The following is an 18,420-nucleotide window of genomic DNA, read 5'->3' as shown; positions in this document are numbered from 1 at the left end:
AAACTACATACCATAACTGCACCTCCACTTCCTTACTTACTCTTTTTTAATGGACTCATACTATAGTCGCAGTTATGGAAATGAAAAAACGGGGGGAGAGTCCAAAGTGAAGTCATTATTACGAAAAAAAGCGCTTAGTACTGAATCACCAAAGCAGCTAGCTAGAACATTAACTGCACTCGATTTAACATTTTTAGGAATCGGCGCCGTAATTGGGACAGGGATCTTTGTATTAACAGGTATTGTTGCAGCAAAACATTCTGGTCCTGGTATTATGCTATCATTCCTTATTGCTGCATTTACTTGTGCTTGTGTAGCCTTTTGTTACGCTGAATTTGCTTCTTCTATTCCTGTCTCAGGAAGTGTGTATACTTACGCATACATGACAGTCGGAGAAGTCGTCGCCTTCATCGTCGGATGGTGTTTAATGCTCGAATATTTACTTGCCGTTGCAGCAGTAGCTGTCGGTTGGTCTGGTTATTTGCAATCATTACTACAAGGGTTCAATATACACCTGCCCGCCATAATCGCCTCGGCCCCCGGCGTAGGAAAAGGTGGTCTCATCGATTTACCTGCTGTCTGTATTTTACTTCTTATTACGGGCCTTTTAAGTTTTGGTATACGCGAAAGCGCACGCATTAATAATATTATGGTTCTTATTAAGTTAGCCGTTATTATCGCTTTTATCGTAGCAGGTGCAAAATATGTAAAACCTGAAAACTGGACACCGTTCATCCCATTCGGATACGACGGTATTATTACTGGGGCTGCCACTGTGTTCTTCGCCTTCTTAGGATTTGATGCAATCGCAACAGCTGCAGAAGAAACGAAAAAACCGCAGCGTGACTTACCAATTGGTATTATCGGTTCTCTTCTTATTTGTACTGTTTTATATATGATCGTATCTTTCGTTTTAACAGGTATGGTTCCTTATACGCAATTAGACGTTTCTGATCCAGTTGCATTTGCATTGCATTTCGTTGGTGAGGATACAATTGCAGGACTACTCGCTGTTGGAGCGATGACTGGAATGACAACCGTTCTCTTAGTCGTTATGTATGGACAAGTTCGCGTTTCGTATGCGATGAGCCGTGACGGTTTACTTCCAAAAGCGTTAGCACGTGTAAATAAAAAAGTAAAAATCCCTTTATTAAATACGTGGATTACTGGCGTTGTTGCTGCTTTATTAGCAGGCCTTTTAGACTTACATTTGCTAGCGAATTTAGTAAACATCGGTACGTTAACAGCCTTTACATTCGTTTGCTGCGCAGTACTTATTTTACGAAAAACACACCCTGATTTAAAACGTGGATTCCGTACACCTTTCGTACCTGTATTACCAGTTGTCGCGATTCTTTGCTGCTTATATTTAATGATCAATTTGTCTAAAACAACATGGATTAGCTTTGCAGTTTGGCTTATAGTCGGCTTATGCTTCTATTTCTTCTACTCTAGGAAACATAGTCATTTAGCTATTGAAAAAACAAATGATGAAAAGAAAAAAGCATAACAAAATAGCTCGCCGTTTTAGCGGCGAGCTATTTTTCTGTACTATTATATTTTTTCGTTAACGACTGTAAAATGAAAAATATGCCGATGCAAGCTGTAAACCATGCCCAATTTCCTATTGGCGTTGCGTATTTCACAATTCCAATACCTACAAGCAATAGGAAAATAATCACCTGATATATGAGCTTCCACTTTTGCATATATTCCCTCCTTTACTTCGTTCCCTTCTTTTTATTCTTCCAGGCATTTAAACTATCAAAGAAGAAATTAATAAATAACGTGCCTAAACCCGCTAATAAAAACGTCATTAAAAATAAAACCCATATACTTTTTTCTTTTAAGAAATAATATCCTACAAGGAGCACAACCGCGATCCATACATATTCAAGAATTCTTTTTAGCTTTTTCTGTTCCAAATTATTCGCTCCTTCATTCTATACTAATTTTAGTATAACAAAAAAGAAGCCTATCATGATAAGCTTCTTTTCTTCTCTCTTATTTGTTTATGCTTTTTTCAACAAGTGAAATCGTATACTCTAATGTACGATTCATTGTTTCTACCTGTGTATCTTTTACTTTTACATCTTTCACTACAGCTTCGGCCACTGTAATTTTTTGACTCAGTGCTTTCACTGAACCGTCCGTTACATTTGCATCTTGCGCTTTTTTCACTACTACTTTTGCAGATTCAATATTGATTTGTAATTTTTCTTTCGGTGTTTTCGGTTGTTCTACTACTTTAGATTGTACAAATGTTACATTAGCTGTTTTTAATTCGTTATATGTTTGAACGATTTGCTCTCCCGTGCTCCCTACATTTTCAAACACTTGTTTTGCATTATTATAGCTTTTCTCTAGTTCTTGAAATGCTTCCTTTGAATATTGACCTGGCTTATCACCAAACTCATACGTACCAGCTAACACTTCTTTCCCTTTTCCAAGCTCTTCATATAACGCGTTCACTTGCTCTAATTTCGTACGGTTAGAAAACTCATTGTACGCTGCTAATACTTCTGAAGAACTTAACGCTTTACTATATAATTTCACAAGCGCGATTTGTCCATTTAACGGAATGCCACCATTTCCATTGCTATCAGGATCCGCTCCAAGTGCAAATGGTACATTTGGATGATACACTTTCCCTGTAGCTGGTTGGCTATTTACTTTTTTACCATCGACATAAATAGCTACTTCACTTCCGTTATACGTTCCTGTTAAATGATACGTTTTGTTCGCTTCTAATTGAACTCCAACACGTTTATAGCTGCCACCAATGTGAGCCCATAATTCAACATATCCACTTCCTGTAGACTCAAATCCAATTCCGCCGCTCTCTGTATTTTGCAAAATACCTTGGCCACGGATTTGATTCATTGAAAATACCGTTTCTAACGTAAATGTATTTGCTACTTTCTCTTTTTGTGCTGCTGAAAATGGAAGGTATCCAAATGTATTAGATTGTCCGTTTAACTTCATAACATTCTTTTTCAATGCTTTATCATATTCAATAGTCACATTGCCCTTCACATCACCTTTTGTACCAAATGGTGAATTGTCTTTAAATGTACCATCTGCAAAATTCACATCAAAAACATCAGCCTTTGGCACTTTTACATTCGGATCAATATCATCTTTTTTCGTAGTAATTTCTGCCGTTAAAGGCTGCGCACTTTCATTACCAAACGAATCAATTGCAACAACTTCAAGTGTATATGTTTTCCCGCCATCTAACCCTGCCAGTGTAAACGTAAGATCTTTCGGCACTGGATCACGATAAAACTCTGAGAATGCTAACAATTTATTTTTCATTTCACCCGTTTGCTTATCTCTAGCCTGCACACGGTAAGAGTGAACAAGGAGGTTGTCCAACGCTTGTGGGAATGTTACTGTTGCCGCATTTTCTGTTACATTTGATACAGCAAGCTTTACATCCTTAGCAAAGTATGGCTTTTCTTTATCACGATCTTCTACATGTGTAAATGTTTCTTTCTTTGCTGGTAATTTAATTTTCCAAGGCTCGCCTGTCCAAGAATTCGTATGGAAATCACGACGATTAATCGTTACTTCTTTATCATCTACTTCTACTAATAAACCTTGGCTTAACGTACTAGCTCCTGGCGGGATATTCCCTTGTACTTTACCACCTTCAACTTCCATATAACTTACTGAAGATGTACCAACTGATGTAAAGTCTTTTTGATGTATCGATCTCGGATCATCTAATGGATAATGTGAATGACCTGAAAACGTAATAACTTGTGGGTATTCTTTTAATACTGCATTAATTTTTGCGCTATCTTGTGTTCCCCATTCATGACTACCGTATACTGTCTCTTTAATGTGTTGATGTAAAAATACAAAAATCGGTTTTTCTGGATCATCTTTTTGCGCTTTTGCCATTTCTTCTTTTAACCAATTAATTTGCTTGTCCGAATAATAGCCATGAGTTGTTCCATTCTCTGGAGACATAACAAGGAAGTGATAACCTTTTACCACTTTATGATAATAAATTGATTCCATACCTGTTTTTTCTAAGAAACGCTTCTGTGCGCCCTCTACAGATAAACCGTTCCAATAATCATGGTTACCAAGAGAATTCATTCTCACGGCATCTTTATTTGCATTTTCATTATACACTTGCATGAAACGATCATATTGCTGCACTGATCCTGTATCTGTGAAATCACCTACAATAACAAATGCATCTTGCTTTGGTGCTAGTGTATTAAACTGTTCAATCGCTCTTTTCCAGCGAAACGTATCATCTGTTCCACTGTTTTTAATATGCACATCACTTACAACTGGAAAAACTATCTTCTTCTCACTTGATGCCTTTTCTTGCTTTTTCTCTTCCGCCTTGACTGATGTACTCCATGGAAATGATACGAATGCTAATACAAAAAACATTAATAATCCAATAAGGCCTTTTACTTTTCTTAAAGCATTTCTGTCCACGTGAATCCTCCTCATAATAATTGATTCATTACAAGGGCTATTTTATCTAATACATGTTAATGTCGTTTAAATAACAAATGAACTTTATTAGATTTTTGTAAATATACAGTTAATTAGAAATTAAGTCCAACATTACTCGTACTATTGTATACAACCACCTTTTGTCTAAAAGAGTCTGATCATTCTTTTCCTATGACTATTCACATATAATCTTTTCTATAACACTAATGATAAGTTAAGGTTTAAGCCTATTAGACAATCTTAATTTTTAATATTTCCTTCTTTTTTTAACACATCGGCCATGCTTTTACATTTAATAGTAATAAAAGACAACTTAAAAGGAGGGGTTGTATTGAAGAATAAAAAAAATATCGGCTGTTTCGCTCCTTTATCTATTATTTGTCCAGACCCTTGTCCACCGCCCCCTCCTCCAAATCCAAATTGCGAGCGAGTAACAAATGAATTTGCAGGGAATTTCCTCATAACTAATAACACCATCTCCTCTGCCAAAGATGCATCACAATTAATGATACTATGGCAAAGTGATGGGATACTACTTATATCAGGTACTGTCTCGGTTTACAATAGTACTAGCAGCAACGAAGCAATTACAATTCAAATCGTTGGAACAGTAACCAATATTTTCACTGTGTTTCCTGGTAATACAATATCGTACACAGGAAAAGACCTACAGTCGATCAATATTATCAATATAACAAGTAATCCTTCACTATATTTAGAAGGCAAGTACTGTTGCGAATTTACATGTTGCTTATAGAATACCAATTTCATTATTTCCTTAATATAAAAAGCATACCGTTCACGGTATGCTTTTTATGAGATTGGATAACGTACTGTAATACAAAACTCTCCTTGATTAACAGTCGTTCCTGTCGTAGTAATTCGGACAGTAGTAAAATATCGGACAGTGAAAGTACCACTACTTTGTGGTTGTACAGTAATTGTATCAACCACTGTTGCACCTACTAAAAAATCAACTGTAATCGGGTTGGCACCTACATCATACTTCACGTAGCCTGAACCATATACTTCTTGCGTGATATTATTTGTATATACAATTTGAGTACCAGCACCTGTAATAGACCAGTCTGTACATACTTGGTCTTGCACAAGTGTTTTATTAGAACAACAAGACAAACTGGAACTTCTCATTCCCATTTCGATCCTCTCCTATTCTGCTATGAAAGTGGATAACGTGTTGTAATACAAAATTCTCCCTGATACGTTCCAGCAGGTGTTGCAGGTAACACAACTTGTATACTATCAAAGCGGCGATACGTAAAAGCAATACTCGTTCCTGGGTTTAATGTTTGTGTATCAATTGTACCCCCAGCAGAATCAAGTACCTCTACAGTAATTGGGCCTGGTCCAACATCATATTTAACAAAGCCAGTACCAATTACGTTTTGGTTAATATTATTTGTATAGAGAACATTATCAATTGCTGTTGCAACTACAGTAGCAGACCACGGACTACACACTTTATCTTGCACATAATTTTTATCTGGACAACAAGTTAATGCTGACCCTGAGCACTCACAAGACATAGTTGTTTCCCCTCTCTCTTTTATATTCCCTATATGTGTATGTCCCCCAGAGTCTTTTGCCTGTACTATTCATCTATTTTCAAAAAATATTCATGTGACTAGATAGATTCTGTTTTGTTTCTTTTTTTCATATATTTATAGACAAAGATACTAGCAACGATAAGAATAACGCCTCCTAATATCGGTAACATATATTGCCCAACAACATCCGCTGCTTTTTCCCAATGTGGACCTAATTTCATTCCAAAATAAACATACAAAGTCGTTAACGGGAACATTGCTACAAATGTATATATGCTAAATTTCCATATGTTCATTTTCGCCATACCACATGGAACAGAAATAAGCGTTCGAACTCCTGGCACAAAGCGTCCAACAAATGCTACAACCGGTCCATATTTCTCAAAGAAATCATCTGCTTTTTGAATTTGTTCTTCTTTAATGAAGAAGTATTTCCCGTATTTTATTAATAGAGGACGACCACCGTAATAACCGAGTGCATATAACGTTAAAGGTCCTGTCGTTCCGCCGAGGGTTCCGGCTAATACAGCAAGCCAAAAATTCATATCTCCCTCGTACACCCAATAACCAACCATGGGCAAAACTACTTCTGCTGGAATAAATTCAAACGTTAATGCTAACACAACTCCAAAATAAGAAAATTGCTTTAAAAACTCGATTATATCTAAAATAATTTGCTCCATATTTTCTACCCCAACTCCTATCCTACGTTTACGTTATGCTTTTCTTGTAATTGAACTGGCGCCATTTTTACAATTCGGTTCAAAATAAATAATACAATTCCAATATCATCTAAAATACCGATAAACGGTAAGAAGTCTGGAATTAAATCGAGCGGCATCGCAACATAACCAACTAAAAACGCAATAGATAAAATTTTCTTCTTTATTGAAACCTCTTTTGAAGTGAAAAAGTCAAATAGGAATGGAACAAATCGGCGAACATGAAATACAACTCTTAATCTACTAATAAGTTTTTTCATTTTTATATCTCCTCTCTTTGTATACAAAAAGGCCCCTACCAAACATGGTAAGGGTCCTAAAAAAGACAATAAGGGGCCTTTACCATTGCTGGTAAAGGTCTCACTAACAACGAAACGTTGCCAATAAAGCCGAGGGTTTCTCCCTGTAATGACGACTTTACTGTAATAAGTTACTCCCCTTTATATACACAATTTTATACAATCACATTAAAATATTTTGGAGGGCTTGTCAATATATTTTATATCCCACATCCTCCTGCTTAACATTCCGTAAAAACAAAAAACGTATAGGAAATTTCTTACTATCTCATAATATACATAATCATTTTTGAATGAAAGGAGAGGCTTCATTTGCATACCGTATGGAAAGGTGCCCTTTCACTTGGACTATTAAATATAGGAATCAAACTATACAGTGCCGTAGAAGAAAACGATATAAAATTTTTAAGTCTTCATAAAGAATGCTTAACACCTATTAAATATAAAAAATTTGCTCCTGATTGTACGGATGAAGAAATTGATGATAAAGATATTGTAAAAGCCTATGAATACGCACCTCATAAGTACATTATTATGGATGAAAAAGAATTAGCTGAGTTGCAAAAAGCTCACGAACCAAGATCTATTCGTATTATATCTTTTGTCCAAAATAACGAAATTGATTCTGTTCTCTACGATCGTTCTTATTTTATAGGCCCTACCTCAGGACATGAAAAATCATATTTATTATTAAAAGAAGCACTTGAACGTACGAATAAACTTGGTCTTATCCATATTTCCATTAGAAAAAAACAACATTTAGCTATTATCCGTAACTTTGAAGATGGGCTTATATTACAAACTATTCACTACCCTAATGAAATTCGCGATATAACAAATACACCTAACTTACCAAGTAACGAAAATTATCCGATTCAAAAACAAGAACTCACAGCAGCAATCAATTTAATCCACCATCTTACAAATCCTTTTGAACAAGAGATGTATACAGATGAGTATAAAGAAGCCCTTACCGAACTAATCGAAAACAAAATTGAACAACAGGAAAAAACCGAAACAATCTCTCCAACTCCAAACATCATCAATATTATGGAGACATTACAGGCAAGTATTGAACAAGCAAAAATAAAAAGAGAAAATAAAGCAGAAAAAGAGGCCAAATAAAATTGACCTCTTTTTTCTTTAAAGCGGATTACATTTTGGCATCTCAAGTCCAGACGATTGTGCTAATTTTAATAAGTAATAACATTCTTCTCTTGCCATATGATCCGCCATTCTAGCAGATAATGCACTTAATATTTCATTCGATAACTCCAGCTCTTCGACCTCATGGAGAAAATGCGAAAATAATTTTAACTCAAGTGAAACATCTTTTGTAAACTTCTTTAATGCAGGAAAATGATGAAGCTCTGTCCGTAAATACCCCGTCATTTCAACTGCCTTTAAATAAAATTGTTCAAAGTGCTTCGTAAATTCTTCGCTTTTCTCTTTTAATCTTTTTTCAACAAGATCTAATCCACCAGAAATAGACCCTGCATGGCCAGCCGCATCCGTTAACCAAACGAGATGATAATGTAATTCATGAAAAACAGGCGGAACTTCTCCTTTATTTAAAAATTCTAACACTGTTATATACTCTTCTACTTCGTTTACCATATGATTGATGAAAGTTGGCGTAAAATGAATAGTGATTTTTCCCTCGAGTTGTTTCTGTATAATACTTAATTTAAACGTTCGTATTTCCTTTGCGGCTCGTTCTGCCTCTTTTGAAAACGCAATGAGATTCACATTACGAACTTTATTTAACAGATTCGTAAATGTTTCAACAAAATAAGTGGCCTTTTTTATATCCTCTTTTTCCTTCGGAGCTAATGCATCAAGTAAAAATTGCGAATGATCAGTAAGCACCTTTAGCCAAAATTGATGCTCAAACAATGCACTTTCTTCATAATTCCTCTCCACTAAATCCCCTCCGTTTATTCGTCCTTCTCTATCACTTGAATTTTATATCCATCTGGGTCTTGTACTACAATACTCTTCTCACTTTTGTTTTCTGTATATGCAATTTTATAAAACACTAACCTCTTCTTTAAGTTCTCTATGTTAGAAATTGAAAACATTAGTACATCAACCGAATCCGTAACACTCTTCTCACGCCCACCCAAACTACGATTCATTACAAAACTAACTCTCATTGAATCAGCATCATACCAAACCCCTGTTACATCTAATTGGGGTCTTTCTAAACTAGGCTTGATTCCTAAAATCCCTTCATAAAAATACAAAGTTTCCTTTAAGTTTTTCACTTCCAATACAATGAATTGTTTCACATTCTCCACATTCATTCCCCCCGTACCTATTACTTTTTTATATGTGTCATAAAGGCCTATTATGTCTGAATACAATACGTAGTGATGAAGAATATAGGGAGGTTTATTAATGGATAAATATATGAAATCATATGTGCCATATCATAGTCCTCAAGATCCTTGTCCTCCTATTGGTAAAAAATATTACTCTACCCCTCCTAATTTATATTTAGGTTTTCAACCGCCAAATTTACCACAATTCTCACCGAAAGAAGCACTACAAAAAGGAACCTTATGGCCTATCTTTTATGATTATTACGAAAATCCTTATAAAAAAGGGCGGTGACTACTGACGTGAACCAGCCACTACCAGAAGAGTATTATCGACTTTTAGAGAATCTCCAAGAATTAGACTTTGTATTAGTTGAACTAACCCTTTACTTAGACACCCACCCAGACGATACAGCAGCTATTAACCAATTTAATGATTTTTCCTATAAACGAAGAGTATTAAAACAACAGATGGAAGAAAAATATGGACCGCTTCAACAGTATGGAAATAGCTATTCTAATGCCCCTTGGGAATGGAGCAAAGGTCCTTGGCCATGGCAAATATAAAGGAGAGAAACTATGTGGATTTATGAAAAAAAATTACAATACCCTGTTAAAGTAGGAACTTGTAATCCAGCACTTGCAAAATTATTAATTGAGCAATACGGTGGTGCAGATGGAGAATTAGCTGCTGCACTACGTTACTTAAATCAGCGTTATACAATCCCGGATAAAGTCATTGGCCTCCTTACCGATATTGGTACAGAAGAATTTGCGCATCTTGAAATGATTGCTACAATGGTTTATAAGCTGACAAAAGATGCGACTCCTGAACAGATGAAGGCAGCTGGTCTCGACCCTCATTACGTCGATCATGACAGCGCACTTCATTACCATAACGCAGCTGGTGTTCCATTTACTGCAACCTATATACAAGCTAAAGGTGATCCAATTGCCGACCTATACGAAGATATTGCGGCTGAAGAAAAAGCGCGTGCCACATATCAATGGCTTATCAACCAATCTGACGATCCCGACATAAATGACAGTTTACGCTTTTTACGCGAACGAGAAATTGTCCATTCACAACGTTTCCGAGAAGCGGTTGAAATTTTAAAAGAAGAACGCGATAGAAAAATATATTTTTAATACACGTATCCTAGCGATATGTGTTTTTTTTACGTTAAAAGTTAAATCCTTCCTATTAAACATACAAATAGTATATTTATTCGATTTAATGCATTATTTTTTAATTTTTTCAAAATTCCCTATTGCTTTCTAGTCATCAGACCTTTAAAATAATAACAGTTACTCGACAAATTATTTGAATTTTCGACAAAAATACTCATTAGGAGGATTTTCTTTATATGCGTACAACTTTGAAACCAGCGCAAATACTTTCGATTAGTTTATTACTCTTCGCAGTTTTCTTCGGTGCTGGTAATATGATTTTCCCGCCCCTTCTTGGCCTTTCTTCCGGAGAAAATATGTGGGTTTCCATTACAGGGTTTATTATTACAGACGTCGGTTTATCTTTACTTGCTATCGTTGCTGTTGCCCTTGCTGGTGGTAGTTTTAACACTTTAGCGAGCCGTGTTCATCCAAAATTCGCAGCAGTATTCGCTATCATTATTTATCTTTCAATCGGCCCACTATTTGTTATTCCACGAACTGGATCTGTATCTTATGAAATTGGGATTGCACCACTTTTCCCAGATCAATGGTATTCTATGTTAGTTTTTAGTGCGATTTTCTTTACAGTCGTTTACTTCTTATCATTAAATCCATCCAAGCTAGTAGATCATATTGGTAAAATATTAACGCCAATTTTACTTGTAATTATTGCAATTATGGCAACAAAAGCGATTCTTTCACCAGGAACGTTTGCAGAGCCTATCGGTGACTATAAAGACATCCCGTTTTTCAAAGGATTTCTTGAAGGATTTTTAACGTTAGATGCAATTGGCGCTCTCGTACTATCAACAATTGTTGTAAATGCAATTCGTCAAAACGGTATACAAGAGAAGAAATCTATCGCGAAATATACAATCATTTGCGGAAGTATCGCTGCTCTATTCTTAACAATTGTTTACTTCTTACTCGGTTATATCGGAGCTTCAAACGGAAACTTGGGACAATTCGAGAACGGTGGTCAACTATTAGCAACTGTTATGTACCAATTCTTTGGGACAAGCGGTAATGTTTTATTAAGTATCGCCATTATCTTCGCTTGTTTAACAACAGCAATTGGTGTTGTAAGTGCATTCGCCAACTATTTCGCAACAGTATTAACAAATGTTTCTTACAAAAAGCTCGTACTATACGTTTGTATCTTTAGTTTCGTTATTTCAAACTTAGGATTAAGCTTATTAATTAAAATCACACTACCTGTATTAATTATTTTGTACCCAATTACAATCATTTTAATTTTCGTATCATTTATCGATAAATATACGAAACGTAAACCTTCTGTCTACATCGGAGCAATGATCGCAGCATTCATTATTAGCTGTATTCATGCACTTGATAATGTGGGAATGATACCAAGTTTTATCGCTAATATCGTACACACGATTCCTTTTTATAACTTAGGAATCGGCTGGATCGTTCCAGCAATAATTGGTGGTATAATCGGATACTTTATTCCGCAAACAGAAGCTGAAGGTGAAGTTTCTGCAAAGTAAAAAGAAGCAAGCATGAAATCCATGCTTGCTTCTTTTTCTCTTCACATCGTATGTTTAAACGTAAACAACTCTTCCTTTGACTGTACAGCAGATTGTTCCTCTTCTACAACTTCCTTCTTTATCTCTCCCCCTAATCGAACTTTCAACATCGCCTCTTCTAGACTTTTTACAATCATATTTCCTGAAAAAATGGTAAGCCCGAAAAATGTAATTGGGACGAGAGGAATCCATGGATGCACTGTTAAAGATCTAAAATAGACTCCAATTAGCCCTGACCATTCATGTGTGTAAGATTCTATTTCTTCTATCGGTCCTAAAAACTTAACCGTTCCGCCAAAGAATATTTCTAGTAACCCTAAGTGCAGTAAAATAGTAAGAGTCTGCGTAAACTGCTGAAAAAATACAAGTATAAACGTCATATAAAGGTGCGGGAAAAGATGCTTTATAACAATATGTCTTCTCGATCCACCTAATATGCGTGCGGCATCAACAAATTCCTCCGTTCGCAATTTACGAACTTCCTTCGCAACATACAGTGCAATAACTGGCATTACAAGCATTACAAGTAAGACAACTTGAAACGAAGCCCTTTCAAAAAAGGTTGTTGTTTCCTCCCCGCTTCCAAATGCATTTGCAGATTGAAGAAAAAAATACGCAATCATAACTGTCGGAATAACTGTAAAACTATCAAAGAAAGCCTCAATTTTTGAAAATCCTCTTTTTATATACGTTCCGAGTACGACACCGAAAAACACACCTATTACCATTCTAAGTGCCGCAATTAAAATAGATATACCAATCGTCCACTTCGCGCCTTCAATAACTAAATGTAAAAGGTCGTATCCTTTCCGATCTGTCCCGAGTAAAAATTGTAATGAAGGTGAAAACGGTGGCACTTGTGGATTTTCATCCGCATCATATTGCAATGTAACTTGTCTAATATGTCCATCATTCCATAACGTATTTCCGATGCTCAAAAGAACTAATAGGAGAAGAAACCCAATGCTTATCCAAAATCTTTTATCACGTTTTATATACGTCCACATATTATAATCTCTCCTTCATCGCAGCCGGAATGAGATAATGAAACAATTTAAATAAAATAAAAATCGGAATATATATAAGAAGCACACTAACGATGAAAACCTCAACTCTAATACCAAAATAAGATTTCAAAAACATAAAAATACCACCCGTATTAAAAATCCATTCTATAATATATAAATTAGATAACATAAAAAAGATATTCGTTTTCGCAAAGAATAATGTACTAAGCAACACATTTCGTAAAATATGACGATTTAAAATATGAAAGCGCCCCAGCCCTTTCGCCTTAGCAAATAGTACATAATCTTTTTCTAGTTCATTTTCAAAACGAAGCACGACCATTTTTACAAACATAATCGTAGTCGGGATGCTCAAACAAAGTATCGGCAATCCTCTAATTGACTCGCCTCCAATTGAAGCAATTTGAAAAGGTAAAAAACCTGTTTGTTTAAAAAACCATATAACTAAAATTTGTGATACTAAAATAAGAAGGATATCTGGAATAGATTCTAGGAAGATAAGAAATGATTTAATTCGATGTTGTATACGCGGTGAACTACTCATAATTACATAAACAATACAAAATGCTACAAATAATGAAATAAAAAAAGCAGCTAAAAAAATAATAATCGTTTCTTTATAATGAACGAAAAGCTGCGGAAATAAAAATTTACCTTTCACATATTGCAAATTGGAAATATCCATTAAGTTCACAAACACTTCTTTTAAACTCTGTATGTACTTTGATACATCCAGCTTAAATCCATAAAACAATTTCGGCAGAGCCCCTAACATAATAATCCCCAAAATCGAAATAATAAATTGAATTGTCACTTCCATCCCATTCAGAAAAACTTTTTTGACCACGTTTTCCCTTCTCTCTCTTTATATTTTACTCTCTAATTTTATTCTTAATTTTCTGAATTGTAAATATTCAATCATAAAAAATCACTAGGTTATGATCCTAGTGATTCTTTATGCGCATGCCTTTCTCTTTTTGCAAACGGCATATACAAAATAAAACACCCAATAAGCGCTGCGAGTTCTAATGAAATAATATAGTAAGGATGCGGTCCTAACATATCGAGTAATGAAGCTGTTTCTGGCTTATGAGCTAAAAACATATAATTACCGCCTGTTTTATAATTCACAAACGAAACAAGCGGAATCAATATGTTTAAAAATATCATCGTACGCTTAATAGATTGCAAGGTCGGTCTATAGCCTTCCACCCAAGTCATAAAGAGTGGTGCCCAAATGAGCAATATATGCGCGATAAAATATTCAATGAAACGAAAATGCGGAAAAGCATACTGCAAGTTTGGCGTTAAAATAGCTTGTGATGCGCCAATAATTCCCGTGAAAAATACAATCTCATATATGCGGTAACTTTTCGTTACGATCATAATCGACGCTAATAATAAACTAATCGTACATAATTCAAACGGTAATGAAGTAGCTAGCTCAAAAATCCCCGCTTTCCACTTCCACATATGAAGCCCAATTTCACTACCTATAAATAAAAATGCAATTGCATATCGAACCGTTATATTCCACTCACTTTGACGTAATACATCTTGGTATTGATACAGAAAAAATATCCCCACCAACATAATAAATAATATAAGGGCATGTTGCCTTGTGTATGGAATAAATGGTTTTAATGGGTGTGCGCTAAAATAAGCTTCCATCTTCCTTCCTCCTTTCCTCCATACAATATTATTGTAAGAAAGAAACGACGAGTCAATTCATTTGCTTACACTAGGACAACCTCTACCTTACATTTACATATTCATACCTTACAAAACTGTAAGGTTATTGTAAGCTAAAACGATTTGTCAGATTCTTTACCTCTTCTATACTTAATGTAGATACTAAAACGAACGAAAAGGTGATAAATAGATGAAGAAGAAAAATAAAGTGTTAATTACTAGTGTAGTAGCAATCGGAATTGCAGCTGGATCATACTTTGCATTTGCTGGTGGCGGTTCAGATGTAGCAATGGCATATAGCGGATATAAAGTAACCGAAAAACAAATCCAAAACGCGCAAAAATTTGGTGGCGAAGTTATTCCAAATGGAATTGAAACTATTTCATTCGATCCAACAAAAGGAACATATGAATTAGCTGTGAAAAAAGGCGATGAAGTGAAAAAAGGTCAGCTTCTATTTAAATACAATGATCCGACTGCGAAACAAGGTGTAACAGAAGCAGAAATGCAAAAGAAAATCGCACAAAAAGAAGTAACGTTGCTCCAAAAACAAATTGATGTAGCGAAACAAAAATTACAAAAAGATAAAAATGCAGGCCTTCCTGCTGAAGCATTAAAAGCATCAGAAGCCGAAGTTGGGCAATTAGAATCACAAATTGAAATGAAAAAGTTTGAAGTTGAAAAAGCTGATGAAATGATTAAAGCAGCAAAAGAGAAAGTAAACAATCTTTCTGTAACAAGTCCTGCTGATGGCGTAATTGATGATATCGTAAAAACTGCTGACGAAAAAACAGGTATGAGCGGAATTACTCTTCGTCACGCTGGTCAATTTAAAGTAAAAGGTCAAATTTCTGAATATGAGCTTGCTAGTATGAAAGTTGGGCAAGAAGTAACTGTTTCATCAAAAACTGTCGCTGGTAAGACTTGGACAGGAAAAGTAACAGAAATCGGTTCTACACCATTAAAGAGCATGGATGAAAATAAAACTGTTTCTAACTATCAATTCACTGTCACATTAGATAATAGTGACGAATTACAAAACGGCTTCCACGTTTACGTAACAAGTAAATCTGGCGAAGCAACTGGTACAATTGTTCCGAAAAGCAGTATCGTGAAAAAAGGTGACAAAAATGTTGTCTTCGTTGTAAAAGACGGTAAGGCGAAAGAACAAGCAGTTACTGTTGAATTCGAGACTGATAGCGAAGCAAAAGTTTCTGGAGTGAAAAAAGGAGAGGAAATTATCTCTAAACCTGAAAAAGACTTAAAAGATGGTATGGAGGTTGTCGCCCAGTGATTAACTTAAAAGGCATCACGAAATCCTTCCAAAATGGTGCAGAGTCCGTTCAAATATTACACGGAATTGACGTAACACTGAACCAAGGAGAATTCACTTCAATTATGGGACCTTCTGGTTCTGGTAAATCAACATTAATGAACATTATCGGTTGCTTAGATAAACCGACGACAGGTACGTACGAACTAGCCGGTCAAAATATTTCAAACATGACTGAAACAGAACTTGCACACGTACGTAATAAAGAGATCGGATTCGTATTCCAAAACTTCATGTTATTACCGAGACTTACAGCGCTTCAAAATGTAGAACTACCTCTTATTTACGCTGGAGTCGATAAAAAAGAAAGACGCGAGCGCTCATTAGCCGCTTTAACAAAAGTCGGTTTAGCTGATCGCGCTACTCACTTACCGAACGAATTATCCGGTGGTCAAAAGCAACGTGTCGCCGTTGCCCGCGCAATCGTAAATAACCCGAAATTCATTTTAGCCGATGAACCGACGGGAGCACTTGATACGAAAACAAGTACACAAATTATGGACCTCTTTTACGAATTAAATAAACAAGGCTCAACAATCATTATGATTACCCATGACCGTGAAATCGGGGAAGCTGCAGCACGTCAAATTGTAATTCGTGACGGAAATATCGTCCAAGATTGGAGAGGTTAATTTTGAATACGAGTGAAAATATACGCATGGCCCTTTCCTCTATCTTTGCTCATAAGATGCGTTCTATCTTAACGATGCTAGGTATTATTATTGGGGTTAGTGCCATCATTACTATTATCTCGATTGGGGATGGAACAAACGCAAAGTTCCGCGAACAAATCGGGAATGAAAAAAAAGATCAGTTTTCTGTAAATTATAAGACAGAAGATTACTCAGATATGGACGGCAAAATTTCCTCAAGCATGTATGAAAGTATATCCAAAATTTCTGGTGTGCAAGAAGTTTATCCAGATGTAAAAGGAAAAGAAAAAGTATATGCAGGAAAAAAAGAATTAGATCTTGATATTACCGGTGCAAAAGGTGATTATTTTGAAGATACATCTAAATTCAAACTTGAGCACGGCAGATTTTTAACAGCAGCTGATTTAGACAGACCTGAACACACAATTGTATTAAATACAGATGCTTTTGATAAATTATATTCTTCATGGGAACCAAACTTATATGTAGATATAAAAGGTACACCATACAAAGTAGTTGGCGTATATTCAATAAAAGCAATGATGGGTGGCATGACATTTAAAGAAGGTGTCATTTCAGCAGAAAACTGGCCTGTACTATTCGGGAAAAACAACTACGATTCTGTAACGGTAAAAATTGCTCCTGGTCAAGATAAGGAAACTGTTCAAGAAGCAGTTGTAAAATCATTAAATGAAGCAAAAAAACCAGAGCATTCAGGTAAATTTGAAGTACCAGATCCACAAGAATTCTTAAAAGAAATTGATAGCTTCACAGGTATATTAAAAAGTGTATTCGGTGGTATTGCCGCTATTTCCTTACTTGTAGGTGGTATTGGTGTAATGAACATTATGCTAGTATCTGTAACAGAGCGTACACGTGAAATTGGTATCCGTAAAGCATTAGGTGCAACACGTGGTAAAGTATTAATGCAATTCTTAATCGAAGCTTGTATTTTAACAGCACTTGGTGGTTTTGTCGGATTTATGCTTGGAATCTTCTTCGCATGGATTGTCGCAATGTTTGCAGGATGGCCACTTGTCGTTTCACTAAAACTAGGACTTATCTCCGTTGCCCTATCTATGTTAATCGGTATACTATTCGGTTTACTACCAGCTAACAAAGCTGCCAAACTGGATCCAATTGAATGTTTACGATATGAATAAACAAAAACGTAGGAGTTTACACTCCTGCGTTTTTTATTTACCTATTAAATCGAGTTTCTTCTATTATATATGTTTCACGTTACAACTACCATTCTAATACTCTTCATTATTTATAGGTACTAAGGCTATTATCTAATTCTATTATTGCAAAAATACTATGTAACAGACGAAAATCAAGGCGTAATTTTTTCCATACTTCGACTGATTTTGTAACAATTATATCGATATTTTATTAAATTTCACCTCATTTATATATTTTCACGCCTAAAAAGATTATCGTTTCATAACTAAATTTCCATTCAAACAGTAAAATAAGCTATTTTTGTAACGCTATAGATATCATCAAGAAATATTACTGTAACACTATTAACGTTACAGTAATTGAAATACTACTCATTTTGTGTTTCATATGCCCTAATACGCCAAAAAACAA

Annotated in this window: 23 protein-coding genes; 10 read left to right on the top strand and 13 right to left on the bottom strand. The window is 35.4% G+C overall.

Translation table 11 applies throughout. The features are described 5' to 3' along the window. Positions 1-49: 49 nt before the first annotated feature. Positions 50-1,510, top strand: a complete 1,461-nt coding sequence (locus ACTL4X_RS04325) for an amino acid permease (protein WP_002040681.1) — start codon at positions 50-52, stop codon at positions 1,508-1,510. A gap of 28 nt (positions 1,511-1,538) precedes the next feature. Here the strand turns inward: ACTL4X_RS04325 and ACTL4X_RS04320 are convergent, their stop codons facing one another. The 4 genes from ACTL4X_RS04320 to ACTL4X_RS04305 all read right to left on the bottom strand — a co-directional run bounded on the left by ACTL4X_RS04320 (position 1,539) and on the right by ACTL4X_RS04305 (position 4,974). Continuing rightward, positions 1,539-1,709 (bottom strand): hypothetical protein, encoded by a 171-nt coding sequence (locus ACTL4X_RS04320; RefSeq protein WP_001174838.1) that lies wholly within the window; start codon positions 1,707-1,709, stop codon positions 1,539-1,541. Between the two features lie 12 nt (positions 1,710-1,721). Then, complete coding sequence (locus tag ACTL4X_RS04315) at positions 1,722-1,925, bottom strand: hypothetical protein (RefSeq protein WP_000435797.1); 204 nt, start codon at positions 1,923-1,925, stop codon at positions 1,722-1,724. A 79-nt stretch (positions 1,926-2,004) separates the two neighbouring features. Next, complete coding sequence (locus ACTL4X_RS04310; protein ID WP_071740643.1) at positions 2,005-4,464, bottom strand: LamG-like jellyroll fold domain-containing protein; 2,460 nt, start codon at positions 4,462-4,464, stop codon at positions 2,005-2,007. A gap of 261 nt (positions 4,465-4,725) precedes the next feature. Next, complete coding sequence (locus tag ACTL4X_RS04305; protein WP_002025365.1) at positions 4,726-4,974, bottom strand: hypothetical protein; 249 nt, start codon at positions 4,972-4,974, stop codon at positions 4,726-4,728. Between ACTL4X_RS04305 and ACTL4X_RS04300 the strand changes: the two genes are divergently transcribed. Then, positions 4,859-5,242: an S-Ena type endospore appendage gene (locus ACTL4X_RS04300; protein WP_225989749.1), complete on the top strand. Its 384-nt coding sequence runs from the start codon at positions 4,859-4,861 to the stop codon at positions 5,240-5,242. The two genes, ACTL4X_RS04305 and ACTL4X_RS04300, sit on opposite strands and share 116 nt — an antisense overlap. Before the next feature lie 56 nt (positions 5,243-5,298). On the opposite strand, the gene ACTL4X_RS04295 is transcribed toward ACTL4X_RS04300, so the two are convergent. The 4 genes from ACTL4X_RS04295 to ACTL4X_RS04280 form a co-directional block, all read right to left on the bottom strand. After that, a complete protein-coding gene (locus ACTL4X_RS04295; RefSeq protein WP_000525819.1) occupies positions 5,299-5,643 on the bottom strand; it encodes a DUF3992 domain-containing protein in 345 nt (114 codons plus the stop codon). Positions 5,644-5,663: 20 nt separating this feature from the next. Next, on the bottom strand, positions 5,664-6,032 hold the full coding sequence (locus ACTL4X_RS04290; protein ID WP_001277537.1) for a DUF3992 domain-containing protein: 369 nt from the start codon (positions 6,030-6,032) through the stop codon (positions 5,664-5,666). Between the two features lie 98 nt (positions 6,033-6,130). After that, the gene (locus tag ACTL4X_RS04285; RefSeq protein ID WP_000435017.1) at positions 6,131-6,736 is read right to left on the bottom strand and encodes a DedA family protein; all 606 of its coding nucleotides are present in this window, start codon (positions 6,734-6,736) and stop codon (positions 6,131-6,133) included. A 17-nt stretch (positions 6,737-6,753) separates the two neighbouring features. Beyond that, positions 6,754-7,035, bottom strand: a complete 282-nt coding sequence (locus tag ACTL4X_RS04280) for a YkvA family protein (RefSeq protein WP_000733844.1) — start codon at positions 7,033-7,035, stop codon at positions 6,754-6,756. Positions 7,036-7,386: 351 nt separating this feature from the next. On the opposite strand from ACTL4X_RS04280, the gene ku reads away from it, so the two are divergent. Beyond that, positions 7,387-8,199, top strand: coding sequence for a non-homologous end joining protein Ku (gene ku / locus ACTL4X_RS04275; RefSeq protein ID WP_000557740.1), 813 nt, complete (start codon positions 7,387-7,389; stop codon positions 8,197-8,199). Positions 8,200-8,217: 18 nt separating this feature from the next. Here ku and ACTL4X_RS04270 read toward each other — a convergent pair whose 3' ends face one another. Together ACTL4X_RS04270 and ACTL4X_RS04265 are read right to left on the bottom strand one after the other, a co-directional pair. Continuing rightward, positions 8,218-8,997 (bottom strand): DUF2935 domain-containing protein, encoded by a 780-nt coding sequence (locus tag ACTL4X_RS04270; RefSeq protein ID WP_000440988.1) that lies wholly within the window; start codon positions 8,995-8,997, stop codon positions 8,218-8,220. 14 nt (positions 8,998-9,011) lie between these two features. Continuing rightward, entirely contained in the window at positions 9,012-9,440 is a 429-nt protein-coding gene (locus ACTL4X_RS04265) for a VOC family protein (RefSeq protein ID WP_162837398.1), read from the bottom strand. 34 nt (positions 9,441-9,474) lie between these two features. On the opposite strand from ACTL4X_RS04265, the gene ACTL4X_RS04260 reads away from it, so the two are divergent. The 4 genes from ACTL4X_RS04260 (at position 9,475) to brnQ2 (ending at position 12,079) form a co-directional block, all read left to right on the top strand. Next, positions 9,475-9,690 (top strand): spore coat associated protein CotJA, encoded by a 216-nt coding sequence (locus ACTL4X_RS04260; RefSeq protein WP_000362187.1) that lies wholly within the window; start codon positions 9,475-9,477, stop codon positions 9,688-9,690. Between the two features lie 8 nt (positions 9,691-9,698). Continuing rightward, complete coding sequence (cotJB, locus tag ACTL4X_RS04255; protein WP_001075543.1) at positions 9,699-9,962, top strand: spore coat protein CotJB; 264 nt, start codon at positions 9,699-9,701, stop codon at positions 9,960-9,962. A 12-nt stretch (positions 9,963-9,974) separates the two neighbouring features. After that, positions 9,975-10,544, top strand: coding sequence for a spore coat protein CotJC (gene cotJC, locus ACTL4X_RS04250; protein WP_000265278.1), 570 nt, complete (start codon positions 9,975-9,977; stop codon positions 10,542-10,544). 218 nt (positions 10,545-10,762) lie between these two features. Continuing rightward, a complete protein-coding gene (gene brnQ2 / locus ACTL4X_RS04245) occupies positions 10,763-12,079 on the top strand; it encodes a branched-chain amino acid transport system II carrier protein BrnQ2 (RefSeq protein ID WP_001260934.1) in 1,317 nt (438 codons plus the stop codon). 41 nt (positions 12,080-12,120) lie between these two features. On the opposite strand, the gene ACTL4X_RS04240 is transcribed toward brnQ2, so the two are convergent. The 3 genes from ACTL4X_RS04240 to ACTL4X_RS04230 form a co-directional block, all read right to left on the bottom strand. Beyond that, entirely contained in the window at positions 12,121-13,125 is a 1,005-nt protein-coding gene (locus ACTL4X_RS04240; RefSeq protein WP_000269976.1) for an ABC transporter permease, read from the bottom strand. Position 13,126: 1 nt separating this feature from the next. Further along, positions 13,127-13,993 (bottom strand): ABC transporter permease subunit, encoded by an 867-nt coding sequence (locus ACTL4X_RS04235; RefSeq protein ID WP_000239670.1) that lies wholly within the window; start codon positions 13,991-13,993, stop codon positions 13,127-13,129. Between the two features lie 89 nt (positions 13,994-14,082). After that, positions 14,083-14,817, bottom strand: a complete 735-nt coding sequence (locus ACTL4X_RS04230; RefSeq protein WP_441394987.1) for a YwaF family protein — start codon at positions 14,815-14,817, stop codon at positions 14,083-14,085. A gap of 211 nt (positions 14,818-15,028) precedes the next feature. Here ACTL4X_RS04230 and ACTL4X_RS04225 point away from each other — a divergent pair, with 211 nt between their 5' ends. The 3 genes from ACTL4X_RS04225 to ACTL4X_RS04215 are packed head-to-tail and all read left to right on the top strand — an operon-like array spanning position 15,029 to position 17,987. Continuing rightward, positions 15,029-16,132: an efflux RND transporter periplasmic adaptor subunit gene (locus tag ACTL4X_RS04225; protein ID WP_000728807.1), complete on the top strand. Its 1,104-nt coding sequence runs from the start codon at positions 15,029-15,031 to the stop codon at positions 16,130-16,132. Continuing rightward, positions 16,129-16,803 carry an ABC transporter ATP-binding protein gene (locus ACTL4X_RS04220; protein ID WP_000609104.1) on the top strand — a complete coding sequence of 225 codons (675 nt, stop codon included), beginning with the start codon at positions 16,129-16,131 and terminating at the stop codon, positions 16,801-16,803. Before ACTL4X_RS04225 ends, ACTL4X_RS04220 begins: the two co-directional genes overlap by 4 nt. Before the next feature lie 26 nt (positions 16,804-16,829). Next, entirely contained in the window at positions 16,830-17,987 is a 1,158-nt protein-coding gene (locus ACTL4X_RS04215; protein WP_002197439.1) for an ABC transporter permease, read from the top strand. Positions 17,988-18,420: the final 433 nt, after the last annotated feature.

The sequence above is a fragment of the Bacillus sp. RE35 genome, assembly GCF_052146655.1.
Lineage (GTDB): Bacteria > Bacillota > Bacilli > Bacillales > Bacillaceae_G > Bacillus_A > Bacillus_A cereus.
This window is presented reverse-complemented; position numbering and strand designations above follow the sequence as displayed.